20 protein-coding genes are annotated in these 21,709 nt (G+C 68.5%); 15 read left to right on the plus strand and 5 right to left on the minus strand.

The features are described from left to right. Nucleotides 1–10: 10 nt before the first annotated feature. From ACNQR1_RS12590 to ACNQR1_RS12605, 4 genes are all read left to right on the plus strand, one after another. Nucleotides 11–1,888: an ArnT family glycosyltransferase gene (locus ACNQR1_RS12590; RefSeq protein WP_418046426.1), complete on the plus strand. Its 1,878-nt coding sequence runs from the start codon at nt 11–13 to the stop codon at nt 1,886–1,888. A gap of 55 nt (nt 1,889–1,943) precedes the next feature. Continuing rightward, nucleotides 1,944–3,230, plus strand: coding sequence for a glycosyltransferase (locus ACNQR1_RS12595; protein WP_418046428.1), 1,287 nt, complete (start codon nt 1,944–1,946; stop codon nt 3,228–3,230). Beyond that, nucleotides 3,227–5,164, plus strand: a complete 1,938-nt coding sequence (locus tag ACNQR1_RS12600) for an ArnT family glycosyltransferase (RefSeq protein WP_418046430.1) — start codon at nt 3,227–3,229, stop codon at nt 5,162–5,164. Before ACNQR1_RS12595 ends, ACNQR1_RS12600 begins: the two co-directional genes overlap by 4 nt. 114 nt (nt 5,165–5,278) lie before the next feature. After that, nucleotides 5,279–5,770: a beta-class carbonic anhydrase gene (locus tag ACNQR1_RS12605; RefSeq protein ID WP_418046432.1), complete on the plus strand. Its 492-nt coding sequence runs from the start codon at nt 5,279–5,281 to the stop codon at nt 5,768–5,770. Nucleotides 5,771–5,822: 52 nt separating this feature from the next. Here the strand turns inward: ACNQR1_RS12605 and ACNQR1_RS12610 are convergent, their stop codons facing one another. Then, the gene (locus ACNQR1_RS12610) at nt 5,823–6,212 is read right to left on the minus strand and encodes a PaaI family thioesterase (RefSeq protein ID WP_418050351.1); all 390 of its coding nucleotides are present in this window, start codon (nt 6,210–6,212) and stop codon (nt 5,823–5,825) included. A gap of 146 nt (nt 6,213–6,358) precedes the next feature. Here ACNQR1_RS12610 and ACNQR1_RS12615 point away from each other — a divergent pair, with 146 nt between their 5' ends. From ACNQR1_RS12615 to ACNQR1_RS12630, 4 genes are all read left to right on the plus strand, one after another. After that, entirely contained in the window at nt 6,359–7,693 is a 1,335-nt protein-coding gene (locus ACNQR1_RS12615; RefSeq protein ID WP_418050352.1) for an MFS transporter, read from the plus strand. A gap of 93 nt (nt 7,694–7,786) precedes the next feature. After that, complete coding sequence (gene cysD, locus ACNQR1_RS12620; protein ID WP_418046434.1) at nt 7,787–8,725, plus strand: sulfate adenylyltransferase subunit CysD; 939 nt, start codon at nt 7,787–7,789, stop codon at nt 8,723–8,725. Next, nucleotides 8,725–10,569 (plus strand): adenylyl-sulfate kinase, encoded by a 1,845-nt coding sequence (cysC, locus tag ACNQR1_RS12625; protein WP_418046436.1) that lies wholly within the window; start codon nt 8,725–8,727, stop codon nt 10,567–10,569. The genes cysD and cysC overlap by 1 nt, the downstream gene beginning before the upstream one ends. Then, nucleotides 10,566–11,309, plus strand: coding sequence for a 3'(2'),5'-bisphosphate nucleotidase CysQ (locus tag ACNQR1_RS12630; protein ID WP_418046438.1), 744 nt, complete (start codon nt 10,566–10,568; stop codon nt 11,307–11,309). The genes cysC and ACNQR1_RS12630 overlap by 4 nt, the downstream gene beginning before the upstream one ends. Here the strand turns inward: ACNQR1_RS12630 and ACNQR1_RS12635 are convergent. Continuing rightward, on the minus strand, nt 11,296–11,775 hold the full coding sequence (locus tag ACNQR1_RS12635; protein ID WP_418046440.1) for a hypothetical protein: 480 nt from the start codon (nt 11,773–11,775) through the stop codon (nt 11,296–11,298). The genes ACNQR1_RS12630 and ACNQR1_RS12635 overlap by 14 nt on opposite strands. Before the next feature lie 43 nt (nt 11,776–11,818). Between ACNQR1_RS12635 and ACNQR1_RS12640 the strand changes: the two genes are divergently transcribed. Further along, entirely contained in the window at nt 11,819–12,415 is a 597-nt protein-coding gene (locus ACNQR1_RS12640) for a cysteine hydrolase family protein (protein WP_418046442.1), read from the plus strand. 8 nt (nt 12,416–12,423) lie between these two features. Here ACNQR1_RS12640 and ACNQR1_RS12645 read toward each other — a convergent pair whose 3' ends face one another. Beyond that, a complete protein-coding gene (locus ACNQR1_RS12645) occupies nt 12,424–13,434 on the minus strand; it encodes a hypothetical protein (RefSeq protein ID WP_418046444.1) in 1,011 nt (336 codons plus the stop codon). A 197-nt stretch (nt 13,435–13,631) separates the two neighbouring features. Here ACNQR1_RS12645 and ACNQR1_RS12650 point away from each other — a divergent pair, with 197 nt between their 5' ends. Then, nucleotides 13,632–14,102 carry an Rrf2 family transcriptional regulator gene (locus ACNQR1_RS12650; RefSeq protein WP_418046446.1) on the plus strand — a complete coding sequence of 157 codons (471 nt, stop codon included), beginning with the start codon at nt 13,632–13,634 and terminating at the stop codon, nt 14,100–14,102. Here ACNQR1_RS12650 and ACNQR1_RS12655 read toward each other — a convergent pair. Continuing rightward, on the minus strand, nt 14,099–14,725 hold the full coding sequence (locus tag ACNQR1_RS12655; protein WP_418046448.1) for a TetR/AcrR family transcriptional regulator: 627 nt from the start codon (nt 14,723–14,725) through the stop codon (nt 14,099–14,101). The two genes, ACNQR1_RS12650 and ACNQR1_RS12655, sit on opposite strands and share 4 nt — an antisense overlap. A gap of 77 nt (nt 14,726–14,802) precedes the next feature. Between ACNQR1_RS12655 and ACNQR1_RS12660 the strand changes: the two genes are divergently transcribed. Continuing rightward, a complete protein-coding gene (locus ACNQR1_RS12660; protein ID WP_418046450.1) occupies nt 14,803–15,705 on the plus strand; it encodes an alpha/beta hydrolase in 903 nt (300 codons plus the stop codon). Continuing rightward, nucleotides 15,692–16,342, plus strand: a complete 651-nt coding sequence (locus tag ACNQR1_RS12665) for a maleylpyruvate isomerase family mycothiol-dependent enzyme (RefSeq protein ID WP_418046452.1) — start codon at nt 15,692–15,694, stop codon at nt 16,340–16,342. Before ACNQR1_RS12660 ends, ACNQR1_RS12665 begins: the two co-directional genes overlap by 14 nt. Here the strand turns inward: ACNQR1_RS12665 and ACNQR1_RS12670 are convergent. After that, on the minus strand, nt 16,320–16,712 hold the full coding sequence (locus ACNQR1_RS12670; RefSeq protein WP_418046454.1) for a VOC family protein: 393 nt from the start codon (nt 16,710–16,712) through the stop codon (nt 16,320–16,322). The two genes, ACNQR1_RS12665 and ACNQR1_RS12670, sit on opposite strands and share 23 nt — an antisense overlap. On the opposite strand from ACNQR1_RS12670, the gene ACNQR1_RS12675 reads away from it, so the two are divergent. From ACNQR1_RS12675 to ACNQR1_RS12685, 3 genes are all read left to right on the plus strand, one after another. Further along, nucleotides 16,711–18,156 carry a recombinase family protein gene (locus ACNQR1_RS12675; protein WP_418046456.1) on the plus strand — a complete coding sequence of 482 codons (1,446 nt, stop codon included), beginning with the start codon at nt 16,711–16,713 and terminating at the stop codon, nt 18,154–18,156. The two genes, ACNQR1_RS12670 and ACNQR1_RS12675, sit on opposite strands and share 2 nt — an antisense overlap. Before the next feature lie 331 nt (nt 18,157–18,487). Then, entirely contained in the window at nt 18,488–18,817 is a 330-nt protein-coding gene (locus ACNQR1_RS12680; RefSeq protein ID WP_418046458.1) for a helix-turn-helix transcriptional regulator, read from the plus strand. 192 nt (nt 18,818–19,009) lie between these two features. After that, on the plus strand, nt 19,010–21,481 hold the full coding sequence (locus ACNQR1_RS12685; protein WP_418046460.1) for a bifunctional DNA primase/polymerase: 2,472 nt from the start codon (nt 19,010–19,012) through the stop codon (nt 21,479–21,481). The last annotated feature ends 228 nt before the right edge of the window (nt 21,482–21,709 follow it).

The following is a 21,709-nucleotide window of genomic DNA, read 5'->3' on the forward strand; positions in this document are numbered from 1 at the left end:
ACATGAAGTAGTGACCCTCGTTGCCGACCCCGCTGCCGAGGTGGAGACGGCGACGCCGGCTCCCTCGGAGCTTGGCCATGTGAAGCCCGGACGCTCGAGTTCGATGGCCCAGCGCATCATGCTGGCGGTTCTCTTGGCCGGCACCGCGGTGCTCTATCTGTGGAACCTGTCGAGCAGCGGGTGGGCGAATGCGTTCTACTCGGCGGCCGCGCAGGCCGGCTCGCAGGACTGGACCGCGATGCTGTTCGGATCCAGTGACGCGGGCAACGCCATCACGGTGGACAAGACGCCCGCCGCGTTGTGGATCATCGACATCTCGGTTCGAGTGTTCGGGCTCAACTCGTGGAGTGTCCTGGTGCCGCAGGCGCTCATGGGTGTCGCTGCGGTCGCTGTGCTCTACGCCGCGGTGCGCCGGGCAGCCGGACCGTGGGCCGGCCTGTTGGCCGGTGCGGTGCTGGCGCTGACGCCGGTGGCGGCGTTGATCTTCCGGTTCAACAACCCCGACGCCTTGCTGGTGCTGCTGCTCGTCACCGCGGCCTACTGCATACAGCGTGGAATCGAAAAAGACGCCGGCCGTTGGTGGTTCGTTGCCGCGGGCGCTGCCATCGGCTTCGGTTTCCTGGCCAAGATGCTGCAGGCGTTTCTCGTGCTGCCGGCCTTCGGCGCCGCGGCGCTGGTCGCCGGCGACCGTGCGGTGGGACAGCGGGTGCTGGATGTCATCACGGCAGGCGCCGCCATGGTCGTCAGCGGTGGCTGGTACCTGGTTCTGGTAGAGCTGTGGCCGTCCTCCTCGCGGCCCTACATCGGCGGTTCGCAGCACGACAGCATCGTCGAGCTGGCGTTGGGCTACAACGGTTTGGGCCGGCTGACCGGCGATGAAACCGGTGGGCTGGGCAATCTCAACTTCGATGTCGGGCCGGGCCGGCTGTTCGCGTCACAGATGGGTGCCGACATCGCCTGGCTGCTGCCCGCGGCGCTGATCTGTCTGGTGGCCGGGCTCTACCTGACCCGCCGGACGGCCCGCACCGACCCGACCCGTGCCGCCCTGATCCTCTGGGGCGGTTGGCTGTTGGTCACCGCCGTGGTGTTCAGCTTCATGAACGGCATCGTGCACCCCTACTACACCGTGGCGCTCGCCCCTGCGATCGGAGCGGTGACCGGGATCGGCGCCACGCTGCTGTGGCAGCACCGCGCCGATATCCGTGCCGCCACGGCGATGTCGGGTGCAGTCCTGGTGACAGCGATCCTCGCAGCGGTGCTGCTGGCCCGCCACGACGATCCGTATCCGTGTCTGCGGGCCGCGGTCGCGGTCGGCGGGGTGGGTGCCGCGGTTCTGCTGCTCGTGGTGGGAAGGTTGGACCGACCGATGGTGCGGGCGACGGCGGCGCTGGCCGTCGCTGCCTGCCTGGCCGGCCCGGCCGCATACTCGATCGCCACCGCGGCAAGCCCGCACAGCGGGGCGATACCGTCCGTCGGGCCTTCCCGCGGTGGCGGTTTCGGTGGCATGTTCGCGGCCCCGGAACCCGGTCCGACTCTGACCTCGACCCTGGCGGCCGACGCCGACCGCTATACCTGGGCGGCGGCAGTGGTGGGCTCGTCGAATGCCGCCGGTTACCAATTGGCCGCTCGCGCACCGGTGATGGCTGTCGGCGGTTTCAACGGCACCGACCCGGCTCCGACGCTTCAGGAGTTCCGGCAGCTGGTCGACGACGGCGCCATCCACTACTTCATCCGATCCCGGATCATGGCCGGCGGATTCGGGGGACACACCCCCAGCGGCAGCCGGGCGGCCACGGAGATCGCGGAATGGGTCCAGGCCCACTACAACCCGGTCACCGTCGATGACGTCACCATCTACGACCTGACTCAACGTGCGACGAACACATAGCCGGCGCATAGCTTCGCCCCACCCGGATCACAAGCCTGCGGAGAACGATGAACTCATGACAACCTTGGTCGAAGAACCCGAGCAGCGTTTTCATTTCGCGTCACGGCCCAACGCCGCACTGGCGGCCCGGGAGGCCGGGGTTCCGGTGCTCGACGTCGTCGTGCCCGTGTACAACGAGCAGGCCGCACTCGCCCATTCGGTGCGCCGGCTACACCGTTACCTGGCGGAGAACTTCGCGGTGCCGGCGCGCATCACCATCGCCGACAACGCCAGCGTCGACGACACCCCTCGTATCGCAGCCGAACTGGCCGCCGAACTCGACGGGGTACGGGTGGTGCGGTTGGAGGAGAAGGGCCGCGGACGCGCTCTGCGCGCGGTGTGGTCGGCCTCGGACGCGCCGGTGCTGGTCTACATGGACGTCGACCTGTCGACGGATCTGGCCGCGCTTGCGCCGTTGGTGGCACCACTGATCTCCGGCCACTCCGATCTGGCCATCGGCACCCGGCTGGGCCGCGGCTCACGGGTAATCCGCGGCGCCAAGCGTGAGTTCATCTCCCGTTGCTACAACCTGATCCTGAAATCGACTCTGGCAGCTCGGTTCTCGGATGCCCAGTGCGGCTTCAAGGCAATCCGCGCCGACGTTGCCCATCGGCTGCTGCCGCACGTCACCGATACCGGCTGGTTCTTCGACACCGAGTTGCTCGTGCTGGCGGAGCGGAGCGGCCTGCGTATTCACGAGGTGCCGGTGGACTGGGTGGACGATCCGGACAGCCGGGTCGACATCGTCGCCACCGCCACCGCCGACCTCAAGGGCATCGGCCGGCTGCTGCGTGGCTTCGCCAACGGTTCGATCCCGGTGAACACCATCGCCGCGCAGCTCGGATCGTCGCGGAAATCGGCTGCGCCCCAATCCCTGCTGCGCCAGGCGGTGCGCTTCGGTGCGGTCGGCGTGGTCTCCACGCTGGCCTACCTGCTGCTGTTCACCGCGCTGCGGGCCGGCGTCGGAGCCCAGGCCGCCAACCTGGTCGCCCTGCTGGTGACCGCGGTCGGGAACACCGCCGCCAACCGGCGGTTCACCTTCGGCATCGCCGGGGCGGGCAACATGACCCGCCATCATCTCGAAGGGCTGACGGTGTTCGCGATCGCGCTGACGATCACCAGCGGATCGTTGGGACTCTTGCATGTCGTCGCGCCGGTACCGCACCGGGGCGTCGAACTTGCAGTATTGGTGGCGGCCAATCTGCTGGCCACCGTGGTGCGCTTCGTGTTGTTGCGGGGATGGGTGTTTCATCCCTCGCGGACCCGACGTGCCGCCGGGACGAACCGAGAGACGGGACTATGACGACCATCGTTGAGACGGCACCCGATGCCCCGGATCTGACCGCGCAATCACCGAAGGCCGTCGGTGCGCGCTGGGTGCGGCCCTCCTACTGGGCCCTGCTGGCCGGCGCCGCGGTGCTGTATCTGTGGGGCCTGGGGTCTTCGGGTTGGGCCAACAGCTACTACGCCGCCGCGGCCCAAGCTGGTACCCAGTCCTGGAAGGCCTGGCTGTTCGGATCATTGGATGCCGGCAACGCCATCACGGTGGACAAGCCGCCTGCCGCCATGTGGGCGATGGGTTTGTCGGGCAGGCTGTTCGGCTTCAACGAGTTCACCATGCTGCTGCCGCAGGCACTGATGGGCGTTGGTGCGGTGGCACTGCTGTATGCGACCGTGCGGCGAACCAGCGGCCCGGCCGCCGGACTCATCGCCGGCGTGGCGCTGGCGTTGACACCGGTCGCTGCCTCGATGTTCCGCTACAACAATCCCGATGCGCTGCTGGTGCTGCTGTTGGTGCTGGCGGCCTACTTCATGGTGCGTGCGATCGGACCGGTGACGGCCAGGGCCAGCGCCGTGTGGGTGGCGCTGGCCGGATGTGCGCTGGGCGTCGCGTTCCTGACCAAGATGCTGCAGGCGTTCCTGGTCGTGCCCGGCCTGGCCTTGATGTTCCTGGTCGCCGCGCCTGCGGTCGGCATCTGGAAACGGTTGGGCACCTTGCTGATCGGTGCGGCGACGATGATCATCTCGTCGGGCTGGTACATCGCTCTGGTGGCGCTGTGGCCTGCGGACTCGCGGCCGTACATCGCCGGATCGACCGACAACAGCCTGTTGCAACTGGCATTCGGCTACAACGGCCTGCAACGCATCATGGGGCAGGAGGGCCCGGGGCACGGCGGTGGCCCAGGTCCGGGCGGACCCGGGCATGGGCCCGGCGGCAGCGCCAACCTGATGTTCGGCGGTGATCCCGGTATCGGGCGCATGTTCGGGATGTCCATGGGCACCGAGGCTTCGTGGCTGTTGCCCGCGGCGCTGATCGGTCTGCTGGCCGCACTGTGGCTGACGCGGCGCACTGCGCGGACCGCCGGACTGCGCGCCGGCCTGCTGATGTGGGGCGGCTGGATGCTGGTCACCGCGGTGGTGTTCACCTTCATGGACGGGATCATCCACCCCTACTACACAGTGGCGCTGGCGCCCGCCGTGGCAGCGCTGGTGGGCATTTCCGTCGCCGAATTGTGGCGGGTGCGTGCACGCCTGGCTGCGCGGCTGGTGCTCGCGGTCATGCTGGCCGGGACCGGGGTGTGGGCATTCGTGCTGCTGAACCGGACGCCGGACTGGTTGCCTGCGCTGCGCTGGATCGTGCTGGTCGGCTCGGTGCTGACCGCAGTGGCCGTGGCCGTGGTTGCCCACCGCCCGGGCAGGCTGCCTGCGGTGCTGGCCGTGGCTGCCATCATCTTCGGGTTCGGCGCGACCGCGGCCTACACGATCGAGACAGTGGCCGCCGGTCACAGCGGTGGACCGATCGCCACCTCGGGACCCAAGCGCGACATGGGCTTCGGTGGTCCGGGCGGCCCGGGTGGTCCCGGCGGATTCGGGCGGACGGATGACCCGGCGCTGGCAGAGCTCATCGCGGGCGCCGACGGTCGTTGGGCCGCAGCGAGTGTGGGGTCGATGATGGTCAGTGACCTCGAGCTCAAGACAGGGGAGTCGCTGATGGCGATCGGCGGGTTCACCGGCAGCGACGATTCGCCGACACTCGCACAGTTTGAGCAGTACGTCGCCGACGGCCAGGTCCGGTACTTCCTGGATCGGAAGGAGGGTGGTCGCGGCGGACCTCCCGGGCCGCCTCGCGAAGAGCATGGCAGCGCCGCACAGATCACCGACTGGGTGAAGAAACACTTCACCAAGACCGTGGTGGGCGACGTCCCGGTGTACGACCTGTCGGCACCTCTGCCCTGACCCCCAGACTGCGGCGGCCGTCCTGCAGCCCCCCGGCAGGACGGCCGTCGCTCCTTCGGCGCAGCGTGATTCTGCGGCTAGCCGTGCCGCCCCTCGCGGGGTTAGCGTCGAATCATGTCTGTCACCGATCAGTACCTGGCCAACAACGAGGTCTACGCCCAGACCTTCACCGGGCCGCTGCCGCTGCCGCCGAGCAAGCACGTCGCGGTGGTGGCGTGCATGGATGCCAGGCTGGACGTCTACCGCATCCTCGGCCTGGGGGACGGTGAGGCGCACGTCATCCGCAACGCCGGCGGCGTGATCACCGATGACGAGATCCGGTCGCTGGCCATCAGTCAGCGGCTGCTGGGGACCAAGGAGATCATCCTGATCCACCACACCGACTGCGGCATGCTGACTTTCACCGATGACGGGTTCAAGCAGCAGATCCAGGACGACACGGGCATCAAACCGAACTGGGCGGCCGAGGCGTTCGTCGACCTCGAAGCGGATGTGCGTCAGTCATTGCGCCGGATCGAGGCCAGCCCGTTCGTCACCAGGCATGAGTCGTTGCGCGGCTTCATATTCGACGTCGCCACCGGCAAGCTCAACGAGGTCACGTTGTGAGGATGCCCGGTCGGTGCGTCGCGCAGGGCTGAAGTTCGCGTTCGTAACCCGCTCAGCCCACCTTGTACGTCGCGATGGCCTTGGCCACCGCCTCGCCGTCGGGTGTGACGATGTCGACGTCACAGTTCACCAGGGACCTACCCTGGCGCAGCACGCGCCCGAGGCCGATCAGATCGGTGGCCCGCGCCGGTGCCAGATAGCTGATGGTCATCGAGACCGTCACTCCGCGAAGCGAATCCGGGACCTCGGCCTGCGCCCAGGCCGCGGCCATCACCGTGACGTCGGCCAACGCCGCGATCGCGCCGCCGTGCACCATGTCGGCGATCGTGATGTTCGACGGGTCCCACGGCAACCGCAGCCGAACCTCGGGGCTTTCCAGGGTCTCGGCGACTATGCCGAGTTTGGCCACGAAGGGCGACTGGGGCAGGAACTGCGCCATCACGGCCGGGCCGGTCTGGATACTCATGGCCGCCAGTGTGTGTCGCCGGTGGTCAGCGTCTCAATTACCTGCGGGGTAATTAGCGCGGATGCCGCCCGGCGGGCGCCCCGGTGATGTCAGGACCCACGAATCCGCCGTTCCCGCGGGCAATGGCGCTGCTGGTGGCCGGCAGCCTGTTCATGGAGATCCTCGACGCCACGATCATCGCGCCGGCCATCCCGCTGATCGCCACGTCGTTCGGTGTGGAGGCCATCGACGTCAACGTGGCGATCTCGGCGTACCTGGTCACGGTGGCGGTGCTGATCCCGGCCAGCGGGTGGCTGGCCGATCGGTTCGGCACCCGTCGGGTGTTCATCGGGGCCATCGCGGTGTTCACCCTGGCCTCGGTCGGCTGCGCGGCGAGTGCGTCGCTGCCGATGCTGGTGCTGATGCGGATACTGCAGGGCGTCGGCGGCGCCATGATGGTGCCGGTCGGCCGACTGGCCGTGTTGCGTCAGAGCGGCAAGGCGGACCTGGTGCGCGCCATCGCATTGTTGACGTGGCCGGCGCTGACCGCACCGGTGTTGGCGCCGGTGCTGGGCGGGGCCATCGCGACCCTGGGCAGCTGGCGCTGGATCTTCGCGGTCAACATTCCGATCGGCGTGATCGGAATTGTTCTGGCCCTCAAACTCGTCCGTGGCGAGCCCCGGCCCACCACCCGATCCTTGGATTGGCCGGGTCTGCTGGCGCTCGGCTCGGGGATTGCTGCAGCCCTGATCGCCCTGGAGAACATCCGGGTGTCGGGGACCGACTGGGGGCTGGTCGCCGGGTGCGGCGCCGCAGCGGTCGCGCTGCTCGCCACCGCGGTGTGGCGGCTGCTCAGCGCCCGGGCCCCGCTCGTGCAGTTGCGGGTGCTGCGGGTCCACACGTTGCGCATCACGGTGGTGGCCGGGTCGTTGTACCGACTGGTGATCACCGCCGTGCCGTTCCTGTTGCCGCTGCAGTTCCAGCTGGAGTTCGGCTGGACGCCGCTGGCCGCCGGTGTCATGGTCGCCGCGCTGTTCGCGGGGAACCTGACCATCAAGCCCGTCACCACGCCGCTGATGCGCACATACGGCATCCGCACCGTGCTCTTGGCCAACGGGCTGGTCTCGGTGGCGTGTTTCGGTCTGTTGGCCCTGTTGCAGCCGGGGGTGCCGGTGGCCGTGATGGCGGTGGTCCTCTACCTGAGCGGGGCGCTGCGGTCGATCGGCTTCACCGCCTACAACAGCCTGGCGTTCTCAGACGTGGACGGGGAGGAGCTGACGCACGCCAACACCCTCAACGCCTCGGTGCAGGAACTGGCGGCGGGAATCGGGGTCGCAGTGGCGGCCCTGCTGCTCAGCCAGCTCACCTCGTATTCGGCGACCTACCTGGTCCTGGGGGCTTTGCTGGCGCTGACGCTGGTCGCCACGGTGCGCCTGCCCGGGCAGGCGGGCGCCCACGTCACCGGGCACCGGGCCTGACGATCGGCCTTCATTGACACCGGGGCGATCGGCGAATAGATTCCTGGCCATGCTTGCAATTCTGGCCATTCCTACCAACTTAGTGGGGAAGTGATGACCACCGCCAATACGACAGCTCCGCGGGCCAATCAGGCCGGGCATTACGAGCTGAGCCACCTGCGGTCCCTGGAGGCCGAGGCCATCCACATCATCCGCGAGGTGGCCGCCGAGTTCGAGAAGCCCGTGCTGCTGTTCTCCGGCGGCAAGGACTCGATCGTCATGCTGCACCTGGCGGTCAAGGCGTTCGCGCCCGGGCGACTGCCGTTCCCGGTCATGCATGTCGACACCGGCCACAACTTCGACGAGGTCTACCAGGCCCGCGACGAACTCGTCGAGCACTACGGCGCGCGCCTGGTGGTCGCCAAGGTGCAGGACGACATCGATGCGGGGCGCGTCGTCGAGACCATCCCGTCGCGCAATCCGATCCAGACGGTCACGCTGCTGCGCGGCATCCGGGAGAACAAATTCGACGCCGCCTTCGGCGGAGCCCGGCGCGACGAGGAGAAGGCCCGGGCGAAGGAGCGGGTGTTCTCCTTCCGTGACGAGTTCGGCCAGTGGGACCCCAAGGCGCAGCGCCCCGAGCTGTGGAACCTGTACAACGGTCGCCACCACAAGGGCGAGCACATCCGTGCCTTCCCGATCTCCAACTGGACCGAGTTCGACATCTGGTCCTACATCGGCGCCGAGAAGATCAAGCTGCCCTCCATCTACTACGCGCACCAGCGCAAGGTGTTCGAGCGCGACGGCATGCTGCTCGCGGTGCACAAGTACATGCAGCCGCGCAAGGACGAACCGGTGATCGAGAAGACCGTGCGCTTCCGCACCGTCGGCGACGTCACCTGCACCGGCTGTGTCGAATCAACGGCCGCAACGGTTTCCGAGGTCATCGCCGAAACCGCGGTGTCCCGGCTCACCGAACGTGGCGCGACCCGCGCCGATGACCGGATCTCCGAGGCCGGAATGGAAGACCGTAAGCGCGAGGGGTATTTCTGATGAGCACGCTTCTTCGCATCGCCACCGCGGGATCCGTCGACGACGGCAAATCCACGCTGATCGGCCGGCTGCTGTACGACTCCAAGGCGGTGATGGAGGATCAGCTGGCCGCGGTCGAGCGGACCTCCAAGGAACGCGGCCACGACTACACCGACCTGGCGCTGGTGACCGACGGACTGCGCGCCGAGCGTGAGCAGGGCATCACGATCGACGTCGCCTACCGCTACTTCGCCACGGCCAAGCGCAAATTCATCATCGCCGACACCCCGGGGCACATCCAGTACACCCGCAACATGGTGACCGGGGCCTCCACCGCACAGCTGGTCATCGTGCTGGTCGATGCGCGCCACGGCCTGCTCGAGCAGTCCCGCCGGCATGCGTTCCTGGCCTCGCTGCTGGGCATCCAGCACATCGTGCTGGCCGTGAACAAGATGGACCTGATCGACTGGGACCAGCAGCGTTTCGAGGCGATCCGCGACGAGTTCCACGCGTTCGCCGCCCGGTTGGACGTGCACGACGTGACGACGATCCCGATGTCTGCGCTCAACGGCGACAACGTGGTGACCAAATCCGATGTCACACCCTGGTACGAGGGGCCGTCGCTGCTGAGCCACCTCGAAGACGTCTACATCGCCGGTGACCGCAACCTGGTCGATGTGCGTTTCCCGGTGCAGTACGTGATCCGTCCGCAGACCCACGAGCACGCCGACCACCGCAGCTATGCCGGCACGGTAGCCAGTGGCGTGCTGCGTCCCGGTGACGACGTGATCGTGCTGCCTGCCGGAAAGCCCACCCGGATCACCCAGATCGACGGCCCGAGCGGCCTCGTCGAGGAGGCGTTCCCTCCGATGGCGGTGTCGATCAGCCTCTCCGACGACATCGACATCTCCCGCGGCGACATGATCGCCCGGCCCAACAACCAGCCCCGCGTCACCCAGGACTTCGACGCCACGGTGTGCTGGATGGCCGACGAGTCCGCACTGGAGCCCGGTCGTGAGTATCTGATCAAGCACACGACCCGGACCACCAGGGTCAAGGTCACCGGCCTGGACTATCGCCTCGACGTCAACACCCTGCATCGGGACAAGTCCGCGAGCGCGCTCAAACTCAATGAGCTGGGCCGTATCTCGCTGCGTACGCAGGCCCCGTTGCTGCTCGACGAGTACAGCCGCAACGCGGCCACTGGATCGTTCATCCTGATCGATCCCAACACCAACGGCACCGTCGGCGCCGGCATGGTGTTGCGGGACAGCCGCAACGAGGCCGCGAGCCCCAATGCGGTGCGGCACGAGTCGCTGGTCACCCCGGGTGATCGGCTCAGCCGGGGGCGCACCATCTGGTTCACCGGCCTGTCGGGGTCCGGCAAGTCCTCGGTGGCGATGCTGGTCGAGCAGAAACTGCTCGAAAAGGGTGTCGCGGCGTACGTTCTGGACGGCGACAACCTGCGACACGGCCTCAACGCCGACCTCGGTTTCTCGATGGCCGACCGGGCCGAGAACCTGCGCCGGCTGGCGCACGTCGCCGCGCTGCTGGCCGACTCGGGCCAGATCGTGCTGGTGCCTGCGATCAGCCCGCTGGAGGAGCACCGCGAGCTGGCGCGCAAGGTGGCCAACGAGGGTGGCGTCGACTTCTACGAGGTGTTCTGTGACACCCCGCTGGAGGACTGCGAACGCCGTGACCCCAAGGGCCTGTACGCCAAGGCGCGAGCCGGTGAGATCACGCACTTCACCGGTATCGACAGCCCGTACCAGCGGCCGAAGAACCCGGATCTGCGGCTGACGCCGGACCACAGCACCGCAGAACTGGCGGACTTGGTGATCGAGCTGCTGGAATTGCCATCGTGAACGATCACGAACTGGCTGCCCGGCTGGCCACCAGGGCCGGGGATCTGCTGCTCGACGTCCGCGCCGACTACGCCGATGCCCCGGCTGCCGAACGAAAAGCCGCCGGGGACAAGCAGTCCCACGACTTCCTGATGGCCGAGTTGGCCAAGCTGGTTCCCGGTGACTCGGTGCTGTCGGAGGAGGCGACGGCCGACCAGCGGGCCGACCCGGCCCGGCTGAGTGCCGAACGGGTCTGGATCGTCGACCCGCTCGACGGCACCCGCGAGTTCTCCGAACTCGGCCGTGACGACTGGGCCGTGCACGTGGCGCTGTGGAGTGCGGGCGAACTCGTCGCGGGTGCGGTCGCACTGCCCGCGCAGAACACGACGCTGTCCACTCCCGAGGTGGCCGCACCTCGGCCCTTCGACGGCCCGCCCCGGGTCGTGGTGTCGCGCACCCGCCCGCCCGCGGTGGCGCTGGCCGTGCGGGAGGCGCTCGAGGGAACGCTGGTCGAGATGGGTTCGGCCGGGGCCAAAGTGGCCGCGGTGATCCGCGGGATCGCCGACGTGTACGTGCACGCCGGTGGCCAGTACGAGTGGGATTCGGCCGCGCCCGTCGCGGTGGCCCGCGCTGCCGGTCTGCACACCTCGCGCATCGACGGCTCGCGGTTGGTCTACAACTCCGCCGACCCCACGCTGCCCGATTTGATCGTGTGCCGGCCCGAGCTCGCCGAACGGGTACTGGCGGTCACGGCGGGGTAGTCGGGACGCCGGCGGGGAGCTGATCGGTACCGACATTCGGACAGGCGAGCTTCAGTTCGTGGAGTGCGTCGGTTCCGTCCTGGAAGCCGCCGACGAAGTTCTTGTCGGGCCATCCGTTCGGCGGCGTCCTGGGATTGCCCTGGCTGATCCGCTGCAGCGCATCGGCGAACCTCAGCGCTTGTCGCTTCAGGTCCCGACCCTCGATCGAAGCAGCTTCGTCCCGAACTGCGGTGGCTGCCTCACCGGCATCTCGCGCCAGGTTTGGGTCGACGTCGCCGACTCCCATCCCCTGGAGAACACCCGGCACGACGTCCACCCATTTATGCGCGACCCGATCGGCGCGCTGGCAGTCGGCGCTCGGTGCTTTCTCACTCGGTGCGGTGACGATCATGATCACCATGATGGGCGCCGCGACGGCCAGCATGACCAGCGTGACCTTTCCCCGCGACCAATCCGACAGTCCCACAAATGGAGCCTAACCACCGTCGGCGGTCACTAGGCTCATCAAAATGAGCCGCCCCACGCTGCGCGAACTGGCCAGCCTGCCCGCCACACCGGCCCGCCTCGCCGATTCCACCCTGATCCTGATCGACTGTCAGAACACCTACACCCAGGGGATCATGGAGCTCGACGGTGTGCAGGCCGCCCTCGAGGAGACGGCACAGCTGCTCGACCGGGCCCGCAGCGCGGGCATCCCGATCATTCACATCCAGCATTCCGACGGCCCCGGTTCGCTGTACGACATCGACGGTGAGAGCGGTGCGATCGTCGCATCGGTGGCGCCGCGCGAGGGAGAACCGGTGGTGGTCAAGCAGTTTCCCAATTCCTTCGTGCAGACCGACCTCGACGATCGGCTGAAGGGACTCGACGCGTCGAACCTGGTGCTGGCCGGCTTCATGACGCACATGTGCGTCAACTCCACCGCACGCGGCGCGTTCAACCTCGGCTACGCCCCGACAGTGGTGGCCGCCGCGACCGCCACCCGCACGCTGGCCGGCCCTGACAACACCCCCGTGCCTGCCGCGGTCATGCAGTCGGCGAGCCTGGCCGCGATGTCGGATCTGTTCGCCGTCGTCGTGCCGGATGTCGTGGGCATCCCGGACTGAGCCCGCCGTTACGGGTGTCTGCAGGTCTCGTACTTGTTCATCAACGCCTGCTCGGCCGCGGGTGGCTGGTAGACCAGCAGGTCGCGGGCTGTGCACCCGCCCACGGTGATGGCGATGGGGCCGGTGGCTTGGCCACTGCCCGTGATGTGCCCTTGTATCTGGTCGCCGGCGGTGTAGAGCGTCGGCGCGGCAAGCGTCCCCACGAGTGGCAGATGCCGGTGCGCCAGGGCGACCGCGTCGGCGGTGTCGTGGGAGCGGGTCTGCTCGGCGAGCCACACCGGTGCCTGCACGCGGCCGTTGATGGTCAGCTTGTTCATGTGCGGGATGGTCTGATCGGCATTGAGCCGGCTCCAGACGTCGAGCTCTTGCGCCGTCGGGAAACGGCGGGCGCTCTTGATCTCGGCAGGGTACTCGTCGCCGGCGCTGACCGTCCATGTCATGGCGGCCAGCCCGGGGAACTTCTCGCTCAGGGTGGTGACGGTCGCGGCCACAGCCGTGTAATCGGCCGTATCGGCCAGCTGAATTGAACCGACATCGGAATGCCCCCACTCCTGCATCGTCGAGCGGCCGTCGGGGTGCGTCACCGTGGCGCGCAAACGTACTGTGGCCGCGGGAAATTCGCGGCGCAGCGCTACCCAATCGCGGGCCTGGGTGATGACCTGCCGATCGTTGGCGATCGGCTGCCGGCCGCCGTCGACGGCGAAGACGTTCCAGCCGTGGTGAGCGGTGAGCTCGGTGTGGTACCCGGCGTAGTTGACCATCGTGAGGTCCTGCAGGTACCGGGACACCACGGCCGCGAACTGGTTATCGGTGATATCGGGGTCGGTCTGGACGTCGATGGCGAAGCGCACCACCCCTTGCGCCGGGCGGTTTGTCACGGTGTGGCTGACCTTCTGCATGCCGGGCATCTCGCCCAGCAGCCGGGCCAGGCGGGCGACCTCTGCGCTCCGGTCAGGCGATTCGGCGTGGCAAGCGCTCAGGACTGCTGTGACGAGGACCAAGCCGAGGCTGATCGTCAAGCGGCGCCAGGGAATCGGGCCCCTCACGCGATGAACTCCACGACTGCCGTCCCTTCAGGAACACTCCACACCGCTGCAAAGCATTGCACACTGCAAGCGTTGGTCTTTGGAGTGGTGTGGACCGCGAACCGGCGGCAACCGGGCGCGCCGCTGACCATTTCGGTGCGGGCGATGAGTGAGCTGGCACAATCCTGGGCATGCGGATGTCGGCGAAGGCGGAGTATGCCGTCCGAGCCATGGTCCAGCTCGCCACCGTCGACGACGGCGAGCTGGTCAAAACCGACGACTTGGCCAAGGCGCAGGGTATCCCCGCGCAGTTTCTCGTCGACATCCTCACAGCCCTGCGTACCGATCGGCTGGTCCGCAGCCACCGCGGCCGCGACGGCGGCTACGAACTGGCCCGGCCGGCCGCCGAGATCAGCATCGCCGACGTACTGCGCTGCATCGACGGACCGCTGGCCAGCGTGCGTGACATCGGTCTGGGTGATCTGCCGTACTCCGGCCCGACGGCGGCGCTGACCGACGTGTGGCGCGCGCTGCGGGCCAGCATGCGTTCGGTGCTGGAGGAGACCAGCCTGGCCGACGTGGCGGCGGGCGCGCTGCCCGGTCACGTCGACACGCTGGCCAACGCCTACCGCGATCAGGAGCAGCAGCGCGGGCACCGCTAGCTGTCGCGGCTGCGCATCGCAATGCCGTCGATCAACATCCGTACCCCGCCGTCGAAGTCGTCGTTGACTGACGTCGTTGCTGCCACTCGGGACAGCGCTTCGATGTGCGGGTAGCGGGTGCCGGCCACTGAGCCGATCTGGGCCGCCGCCTCAGGTGCCTCACCGGTCAGCGGGCCCGCAAGGGCTGCCTGGGCGGATCCGACCACCAGGCCGAGCACGGCGTGGAATGCCGAAAGCCGGTCGGCATCGGACAGTCCGGCACGTCCCAGCGCGGCGATCAGTGCGTCGGCGATGGCGAAGCCCGTGGCCGAGGCCATGCGGCGGGTGAGCACCAGGGGGAGCGCGGCCGGATGCGCTCGTACGCCGATCCACATCGCCGTCGCAATCGCGTGTACGTCGTGCTGCCAGTCGTCGGTAGCTTCCGGCACGGAGATTTCGGCGACCACCGCGCCGACGACGAGTTCCTCCAGTGCCTCCTTGTCAGCGACGTAGTTGTACATCGTCATGGGCCCGGTACCCAGTGCTGCCGCGAGGGCCCGCATGCTCAACGCCGAGGGGCCGGAGTCGTCGACGATTCGTAGTGCCGCCGAGGCGATCTCATCGACCGTGAAGCGTGCGCGCATCGAAGCTCCTTGACAAGTACGGCGTACGTATCGCAGTCTAGCTCATACGTACACCGTACTTATGAGGGAGATTCTCGATGCCCGGCACCATCCCCACCACCCGTTCGGATTTCGTATCGGACACGCGGCGCTGCGCCGCGTGGCTGACCCTGCCCGCCGGTCCGGGCCCACACCCGGCCGTGGTGCTGGCCCACGGCCTCGGGGCCACGCACGAGATGATGCTGGCGCAGTACGAGCAACACTTCGCCGCGTCGGGCATCGCGACCCTGGCCTTCGACTACCGTCACACCGGTGCATCTGAAGGCCTGCCACGGCAACGCTTTTCGATACGTCGACAATGTCGGGACGTACATGCCGCGCTCGATCACGTGCGTGCGCACCCCGACGTCGACGCCACCCGGCTCGGCCTGTGGGGCACCAGCCTCGGCGCCATGAACGTGGTGCGGGTCGCCGCGGAGCGAACCGATATCGCCGTGGCCATCGTCCAATGCCCGATCGTGCACGGCCGCGCGGCCGCACGGAGCCTCGGCCCGGCCGCTGTCCTGCGGATGGGCCCGGCCATCGGTGTCGACGCGCTGCGCGCGCTGTGGCGGCGCGGTCGTCACTACGTTCCGATCGTCGGGCCGCCGGGCGGCAGCGCAATGGTTACCACGCCCGGTGCGGAGGCCGGCTGGAATTCGACGGTGCCGTCGGGCGGAAGCTTCGACAACCGCATCGCCGCGGCGGACATGGTGGGGGTGGTGCTTGCCTCTGCGCTGCGCCGTGCGCGGCGGGTTACGGCACCGTTGCTGGTGTGCGTGTGCGACCGGGAGAACCTGATGGACCCCGCGTACGCCGCGCTGGTGGCCACACGCGCGCCGCTGGGGGTTGCCCGGCACTACGATTCCGACCACTTCGCGATCTACCATCCACCGTTGGTAGATCGGGTGTTGGCCGATCAGACCGCGTTCATGGCGCAGCACCTCGATGTCCGCGCGTAACCGGCTGCGGGCCAACGATGCTCGATTCATCTCGGTCGCCGAGATGTTGACGGCGGACCAGTGGTCGGCACCCAGTCTGTGCTCCGAGTGGACCAACCACGAGGTGCTCGCGCACCTGGTGGTCGGCTACAGCTGCGGCATGGGCTCCCTCGCCGCGCACATGTACCGCGGCGGCGGATTCGACGCTGCCAACACCGCCCTGGCACGGGCATGCGCCGCCGCCCGCAGCCCTGACCGGCTGTTGGCGGAACTGCGCACGCTCACGGACCGTCCGGCCGGAATCGGTCGGTACTTTCCGGCCCGGCTTCTGATCGGTGATCACGTCACCCATGAGCTCGACATCCTCTATGCCCTGGATGTCGAACCACGAATCCCGACCGATGTCCTCGTCGCGGTGCTCGCCGCCCAGGTGAGTCTTCCCAATCCATTCGTGCCGGCCTACCGGAACAGCCGTGGGTTGCGACTGGTGGCGACCGACGCGGATTGGGCGCACGGTGATGGCGGTCCGTTGGTCGAGGCCCGGGCAGCCGAGTTGATCTCGGTACTGGGTAACCGGGCGGCCATGGTGCCCCGGCTGCGGGGCGCGGGAACCGGGATACTCGCCGGTCGGGTACTCAGCCCCCGTACGGGCGGGTAATGATCTCCAGGTAGTGCCCGGACGGATCCTGGAAGTACACCCCGCGGCCGCCGTCGTTGTGGTTGATCTCGCTCGGGTGCCGGCCGTGCGGATCGGCCCAGTGCTGCATGCCGCGGTCACGGATCTTGCCGTAGATCGAGTCGAACTCGTCCTCGGACACCAGGAATGCGTAGTGCTGGGGCCGGACTTCCTCGTCGGCATCGACCTGGGCGTAATCGAGGCTCACTCCGTGATTGATCGTCACGGCCAGAAACGGACCGAACTCCTGCGGGCCCGGCAGGCCGAACAACTCGGTGAAGAACTCGGCTGAGACCTGCCGGTCCTTGGCGGCGACGATGGTGTGGTTAAACGTTGGTAAATTGCCATTCATGAGAACCTCCGCTGACCAGCATATTCAGCGCGCCGTGGTCTACACGCGGGTATCAAGTGACAAGGCCAAGGGCCGCTCGGTCGCGGAACAAGAGACCGAGTGCCGCGCCGAGTGCGAGCGCCGGGGCTGGCCGGTGGCCGACGTGCTGACCGACAACGACCGCAGCGCAACCCGTTTCGCCACCAAAGACCGCCCCCAGTACGCACGCCTGGGCCAGGTGCTGCGGCCGGGGGATGTGCTCGTGGTGTGGGAGCCGTCGCGGGCTGGTCGCAGCTTGGACCACTACGTGGACCTTCGGCGGCTGTGCACCGACCGCGGCGTCATGCTGTCGTACTCAGGCAAGCTCTTTGACCTGGACGACGGTGACGACCGTTTCACCACCGGCCTGGACGCGCTTATCGCCGAACGCGAAGCCGAGGATGCCCGCAAGCGAATCCAGCGCGCGCACCGCGCCAACCTGGCCGCGGGCAAACCTCACGGCAAACTGAGCTATGGCTACCGCATCGTGCGCGACCCGCAGACTGGGAAATCGGTTGGCCGCGAGCCTGATCCTGTCCGTGCCCCGCTGGTGGCCGAGGCCGCGCGCCGGATGCTCGACGGGCACTCGTTCAAGTCGGTGCTGGCGTGGATCGCCGCCCAAGACCCAGACCAGAAGTGGTCGGACGTGCAGCTGCGCCGCGTGCTGACCAACCCGACCAGTGCCGGGCTGCGCACACACCGCGGCGAGGTAACCGGCCCTGGCACCTGGGAGCCGATCCTCACTGAGGACCAGCACGCCGACCTGGTGGCCATGTTCGCCGCCCGACGTTCAGCCCCGCGCGGCCCAGGGCCGCGACACCTGTTGTCGGGCATCGCCGCCTGCGCACGGTGCGAGGAGCCGATGTGGCGGCACACCGGCGGCAAGCTGGCCGATGGTTCGCGGTCGGTGGTCTACACCTGCCGCCACCGCCACGCCGCCCGGTCGCTGGCCGTGGTGGACAAGGCGGTGCTGGCGGTCATCGAAGGCATCCTGACCTCCCCCGAGGCGCTGGCGGCGTTGGCCACGGCACCCGATCAACCCGACGCCACGGCGGCGGCCAAGGCCGAGCTGGCCGACCTCAAGGGTCAGTTGCAGGCCGTTGAGGACCGCATGGCCGACCTGTCCATGCCCGCCGAAGTCGGCGCGCGGGTGGCCACCCGGCTGGGTGAACGCATCGCAGAGCTGGAGGCCGCCGTGGTGCCGGTGTTCACCGACCCGGTCGTGCGCGAGCTGGCCACCGCCCCCGACGCGGTGAAGGCGTGGCGCGCGCTGCCGCTGGAGCAGAAGCGCGAGTTCATCCGCGCCGTGCTGGTGGTCACGGTCGCGCCGGTCGGCAAGGGCCGCGGGCGGTGGAACGGGAACAAGGAGGAGGGCATCACCGTCACCCCGCGTCGCGCTCTGGTGTCCACCACGGCGACCTCGTAGCCACCAAGCTCGACCGGAATCCGTTGCACAATACGGTCATACGGCGGCATTAGCGACACGCCAACACACGTTCAACCAACGCTCAATCGCACCTCGGCGTGTACCTTTGGCCTCACGCACCGGGCAACGATGACCTTCGCAAGAGCCCGGTACGCACCGGCTGGACGTGCGGTGTGGCTGACCTAGAGGCCGCGCCGGGCGACACCCGGTAACCCGTTAGCCGCGCTGGCGGCACCGCAAGGTGCCCCGCGCACGCGGACCCTGATGGCCAGGGCGAAGGTGGCCAGGCTCGGGGGAGCGTGCGGAACACACCGATACCGGAGTTCCGCAAATGCCCGCCCCCACAACGCCCTATCTCGATTACCCCGGCGTCGCTGAACGCCTGGGCCTAACCATCCCCACCGTGCGCCGCCTCATGAAGGAGGAGGGCCTACCCGCCCACCGCTTGTCGCGTCGGGTCAAGTTCCTACCCGACGAGGTGGATGCCTGGCTGCGCGCCCGCAACGTCTCGGGCACCCCGGCCACCAACACCGTCGCCGGTACCGACCCCGACTGGGTGGCCGCCCAGGTGGCGAAGTTCAGTGCCGACGACCTACGCCGCGCCGGTGAATTGCTTCTGGCCCTGGCCAACACCGCCCGCGTATCGGCAGGTGCCGCATGACGGCCCAAGACCGTGCACCCCGAGCCGATCAAATAGGCCAAGGGCCAACCGATCCGATGCCGCCATAGACGTAAGGCGGGCCAACCGGGGGCGCGCGATGGCCTCGACGCGATGGTCCCCGGTGGCCCGCCACCAACGACACCCGATTACCTCGACCAAAAGGAACCGAGACAAGTGAAGACTATCAATCCCGTGGGCACACGGGCGGCGTCGTTGACGGCGCTGCTGGCCCACGCACCCGAGGCCACCGACCACGACGGCGTGCGTGGATACCTGCACTCGCTCACCGAGGCGCGCTGCGCGCCGCTGCTGGTCTACCCCGCCAGCAAGATGCCTGCCGACATGCGCACCTCGCGTGTGCGGTCCGCTGATGACGCCGCCGCCCAGGCTGCCGCCAAGGACGCCGGTAATCGCAACTGGGCCAAGGTGAAATCAGCGGCCGGTGTGCATCTGGCGACCACCGACACCGCGGTGCTAGGTGGCTACCTGGACGAGTACACCCGCATATTCGCCGATCAGCACCCCGAAGGCGTGCCGGTGAATGTGGCGCTGTCCGTTGGGCGCAGCCGCCTGGTCGTGGTGGACTGCGACACCGCCGACCAGCTGGCCGCATTCCTTGCCCGGGCGGGCGCACCGACCGGCACCGAGCCCACTGTGCGCTCGCCGGGCCAGGCCAACGCCGACGGCGAGATGGTGCACAAGGATGGCGGGCATTACTACTTCGCCGTGCCCGACGACGTAGAGCTGCCAACCAATCTGGGCGCGATTACCGACCCTGACGGCGGCTACGCGGTGCTGTGGGGTGCTGGCCGGTACGTGCTGATGCCGCCCAGCGTGCGGGAAGAAGGGGCCTACGCGGCCACGGGCGAGGTGCACGAGGTGCCCCGCTGGCTGCTGGATTACATCACCACCGAGGGCCAGGCCCGCGCCGAGCGAGCCGCGTTGCGCCAGCAGCACGCCAGCGCCAGCGGTGACGCCGTGACCACGTGGGGCGCGTCGGTGACGTGGGCCGACATCCTCGGCGGCACGGGGTGGACCGCCACCGGCAAGGCCGACAGCTGCGGGTGCGACACCTGGACCGCGCCGGGCCTGCACGCCAGCGCCAAGAGCGCCACAGCCCACGAACCGGGCTGTGCGGTGGCCGATTCCGCGGACCCGTGCCTGCACGTGTGGACCGATCACGACATCGAGCCGTTTGACGCTGTGGTGGCCACGCACGGGGCGCACTTGACCCGGTTGCGTGCTGTGGCGGCCATCCACTTCAACAACGACATGGGAGCCACCATGAGCGCGCTGGACCTGCACGCCGCTACGTCGGAGTTCGCGTTCGGCGAGGCCGCCGACGTGCCGGGCCACGAGAGCCCCGCCAGCCTGAACCTGCCCGAGGACTTCTGGGAGGCGCACCCGGTGCTGAGCCAGATTCGCCGGTACGCCCACCACGGCGTGAACTCGGCTGATGCGGTGCTCGGCTCGGTGCTGGCGCGGCTGTCGGCGAACCTGGACCCCTCGGTGCGCGTCAACACCGGCGTCAAGCGTCCGTTGCCGCTCAACATGTTTGCCGGGCTGGTCGGGTCGGCGGGCACCGGCAAGTCCTCGGCCTACCAGGCATCGGCTGACCTGCTCGACCTCGTGTTCCCCGACCCCATGACGGCGGGGCTGTTGGCGGCCAGCGACGAGTGCCCGCCTGAGCTGCCCGTGGGGTCCGGTCCCGGCGTCGCGGAGGCGTACATGGGCACCGTGGTGGACCTGCTCGACCCCAAAAACAAGCGCCGCGAACAGGTCCGGCGCAAGGTGCTGTTCTACTGCGATGAGGGCGCGGCGCTGGTGGCCGGGATCTTGGACAACAAGCGCGGCCAGGACATCGGCCCGACGCTGCGGGTGGGGTGGACCGGCGCGGTGCTGGGCCAGCAGAACGCCTCTGCGGACCGCACGCGGCAGGTGCGCGACTACACCCTGGGCCTATGCGTGGGGTTCCAGCTGGAGGCGGTGGCGGCGCTGTCCACGCCCGAACAGCTGGAGTACGGCACCCCGCAGCGGTTCGTGTACTTCTCGGCCACCGACCCGGCCATCCCCGACGAGGCGGGGGAGGAGCCCGGTGCGCTGGAGGTCAAGATGCCGGTCGGCGTGCTGCACTATGACGCCGAGCTGCGCGCCCGTGCGCGGCGAGAAGCGTTGGCACGCGCCCGCGGTGAGGGCACCAGCGACAGCGACCCGTTGCAGGCGCACCGCCCGGCACTGGCTGCGCGCTGTGCGGCCTTGCTGGTGGTCCTGTGCGACCCGGGGCGCACCGAAATCCACGCCGAGGACGTGGCGCTTGCCGAGGTGGTGCTGGATACCTCAGCTCGGCTACACCACGCCGCCATGGAATGGCGGTGGGAACGCGAGAGCAGCGAGCGCGAGCGCCAGGCCGAGGCACGCATCAGCGAGCAGGTGGCCACCGCCGCGGCAGTGGCCGACCGTGACACCGCCCTGGATGACCTCGGCGCGGACATCGTGCGCCACCTCGAAGGCGCGGGTGAGCCGATGAAGTGGAGCGGGCGTAACGGGATACGCCACAAGTTCCGCAGCACCAAGCGGGCACTGGCCGACCTCGCGCGGGACCGGCTGGCGCACAACGGCGCGATCGTTTACGACAAGGACGCCGACACCGTGGTGAAGGTGTGATCGCGTCAGTTGGCGTGGGGTGTTTGCGCCCACCCGTCCCACCCCGTAAGGCGTGGGACGGTGGGACGCGTCCCACGGACCCCCTCGCGCGCGCGCTCTATACGATCCACATCACAAACATAAAAGTACTGGTCAGAGCGATGGCGGCATTGTGCGTGACGGTCGGTGGGACGGCGCACGCGACACCGGGGGTGTCCCACCGTCCCACGTCCCACCGTTTTGCTGGCC

This window comes from Mycobacterium sp. 48b, from assembly GCF_048282725.1.
Lineage (GTDB): Bacteria > Actinomycetota > Actinomycetes > Mycobacteriales > Mycobacteriaceae > Mycobacterium.

Coding starts and splice junctions, on each gene's coding strand:
- ACNQR1_RS12655 (WP_418046448.1), bottom strand. CDS start 14,725: ATGCGCGCACGCTTCACGGTCGATGAGATCGCCTCGGCGGCACTACGA.
- ACNQR1_RS12595 (WP_418046428.1), top strand. CDS start 1,944: ATGACAACCTTGGTCGAAGAACCCGAGCAGCGTTTTCATTTCGCGTCA.
- ACNQR1_RS12615 (WP_418050352.1), top strand. CDS start 6,359: ATGGCGCTGCTGGTGGCCGGCAGCCTGTTCATGGAGATCCTCGACGCC.
- ACNQR1_RS12670 (WP_418046454.1), bottom strand. CDS start 16,712: ATGAATGGCAATTTACCAACGTTTAACCACACCATCGTCGCCGCCAAG.
- cysC (WP_418046436.1), top strand. CDS start 8,725: ATGAGCACGCTTCTTCGCATCGCCACCGCGGGATCCGTCGACGACGGC.
- ACNQR1_RS12605 (WP_418046432.1), top strand. CDS start 5,279: ATGTCTGTCACCGATCAGTACCTGGCCAACAACGAGGTCTACGCCCAG.
- ACNQR1_RS12640 (WP_418046442.1), top strand. CDS start 11,819: ATGAGCCGCCCCACGCTGCGCGAACTGGCCAGCCTGCCCGCCACACCG.
- ACNQR1_RS12660 (WP_418046450.1), top strand. CDS start 14,803: ATGCCCGGCACCATCCCCACCACCCGTTCGGATTTCGTATCGGACACG.
- ACNQR1_RS12665 (WP_418046452.1), top strand. CDS start 15,692: ATGTCCGCGCGTAACCGGCTGCGGGCCAACGATGCTCGATTCATCTCG.
- ACNQR1_RS12600 (WP_418046430.1), top strand. CDS start 3,227: ATGACGACCATCGTTGAGACGGCACCCGATGCCCCGGATCTGACCGCG.
- ACNQR1_RS12675 (WP_418046456.1), top strand. CDS start 16,711: ATGAGAACCTCCGCTGACCAGCATATTCAGCGCGCCGTGGTCTACACG.
- ACNQR1_RS12680 (WP_418046458.1), top strand. CDS start 18,488: ATGCCCGCCCCCACAACGCCCTATCTCGATTACCCCGGCGTCGCTGAA.
- cysD (WP_418046434.1), top strand. CDS start 7,787: ATGACCACCGCCAATACGACAGCTCCGCGGGCCAATCAGGCCGGGCAT.
- ACNQR1_RS12650 (WP_418046446.1), top strand. CDS start 13,632: ATGCGGATGTCGGCGAAGGCGGAGTATGCCGTCCGAGCCATGGTCCAG.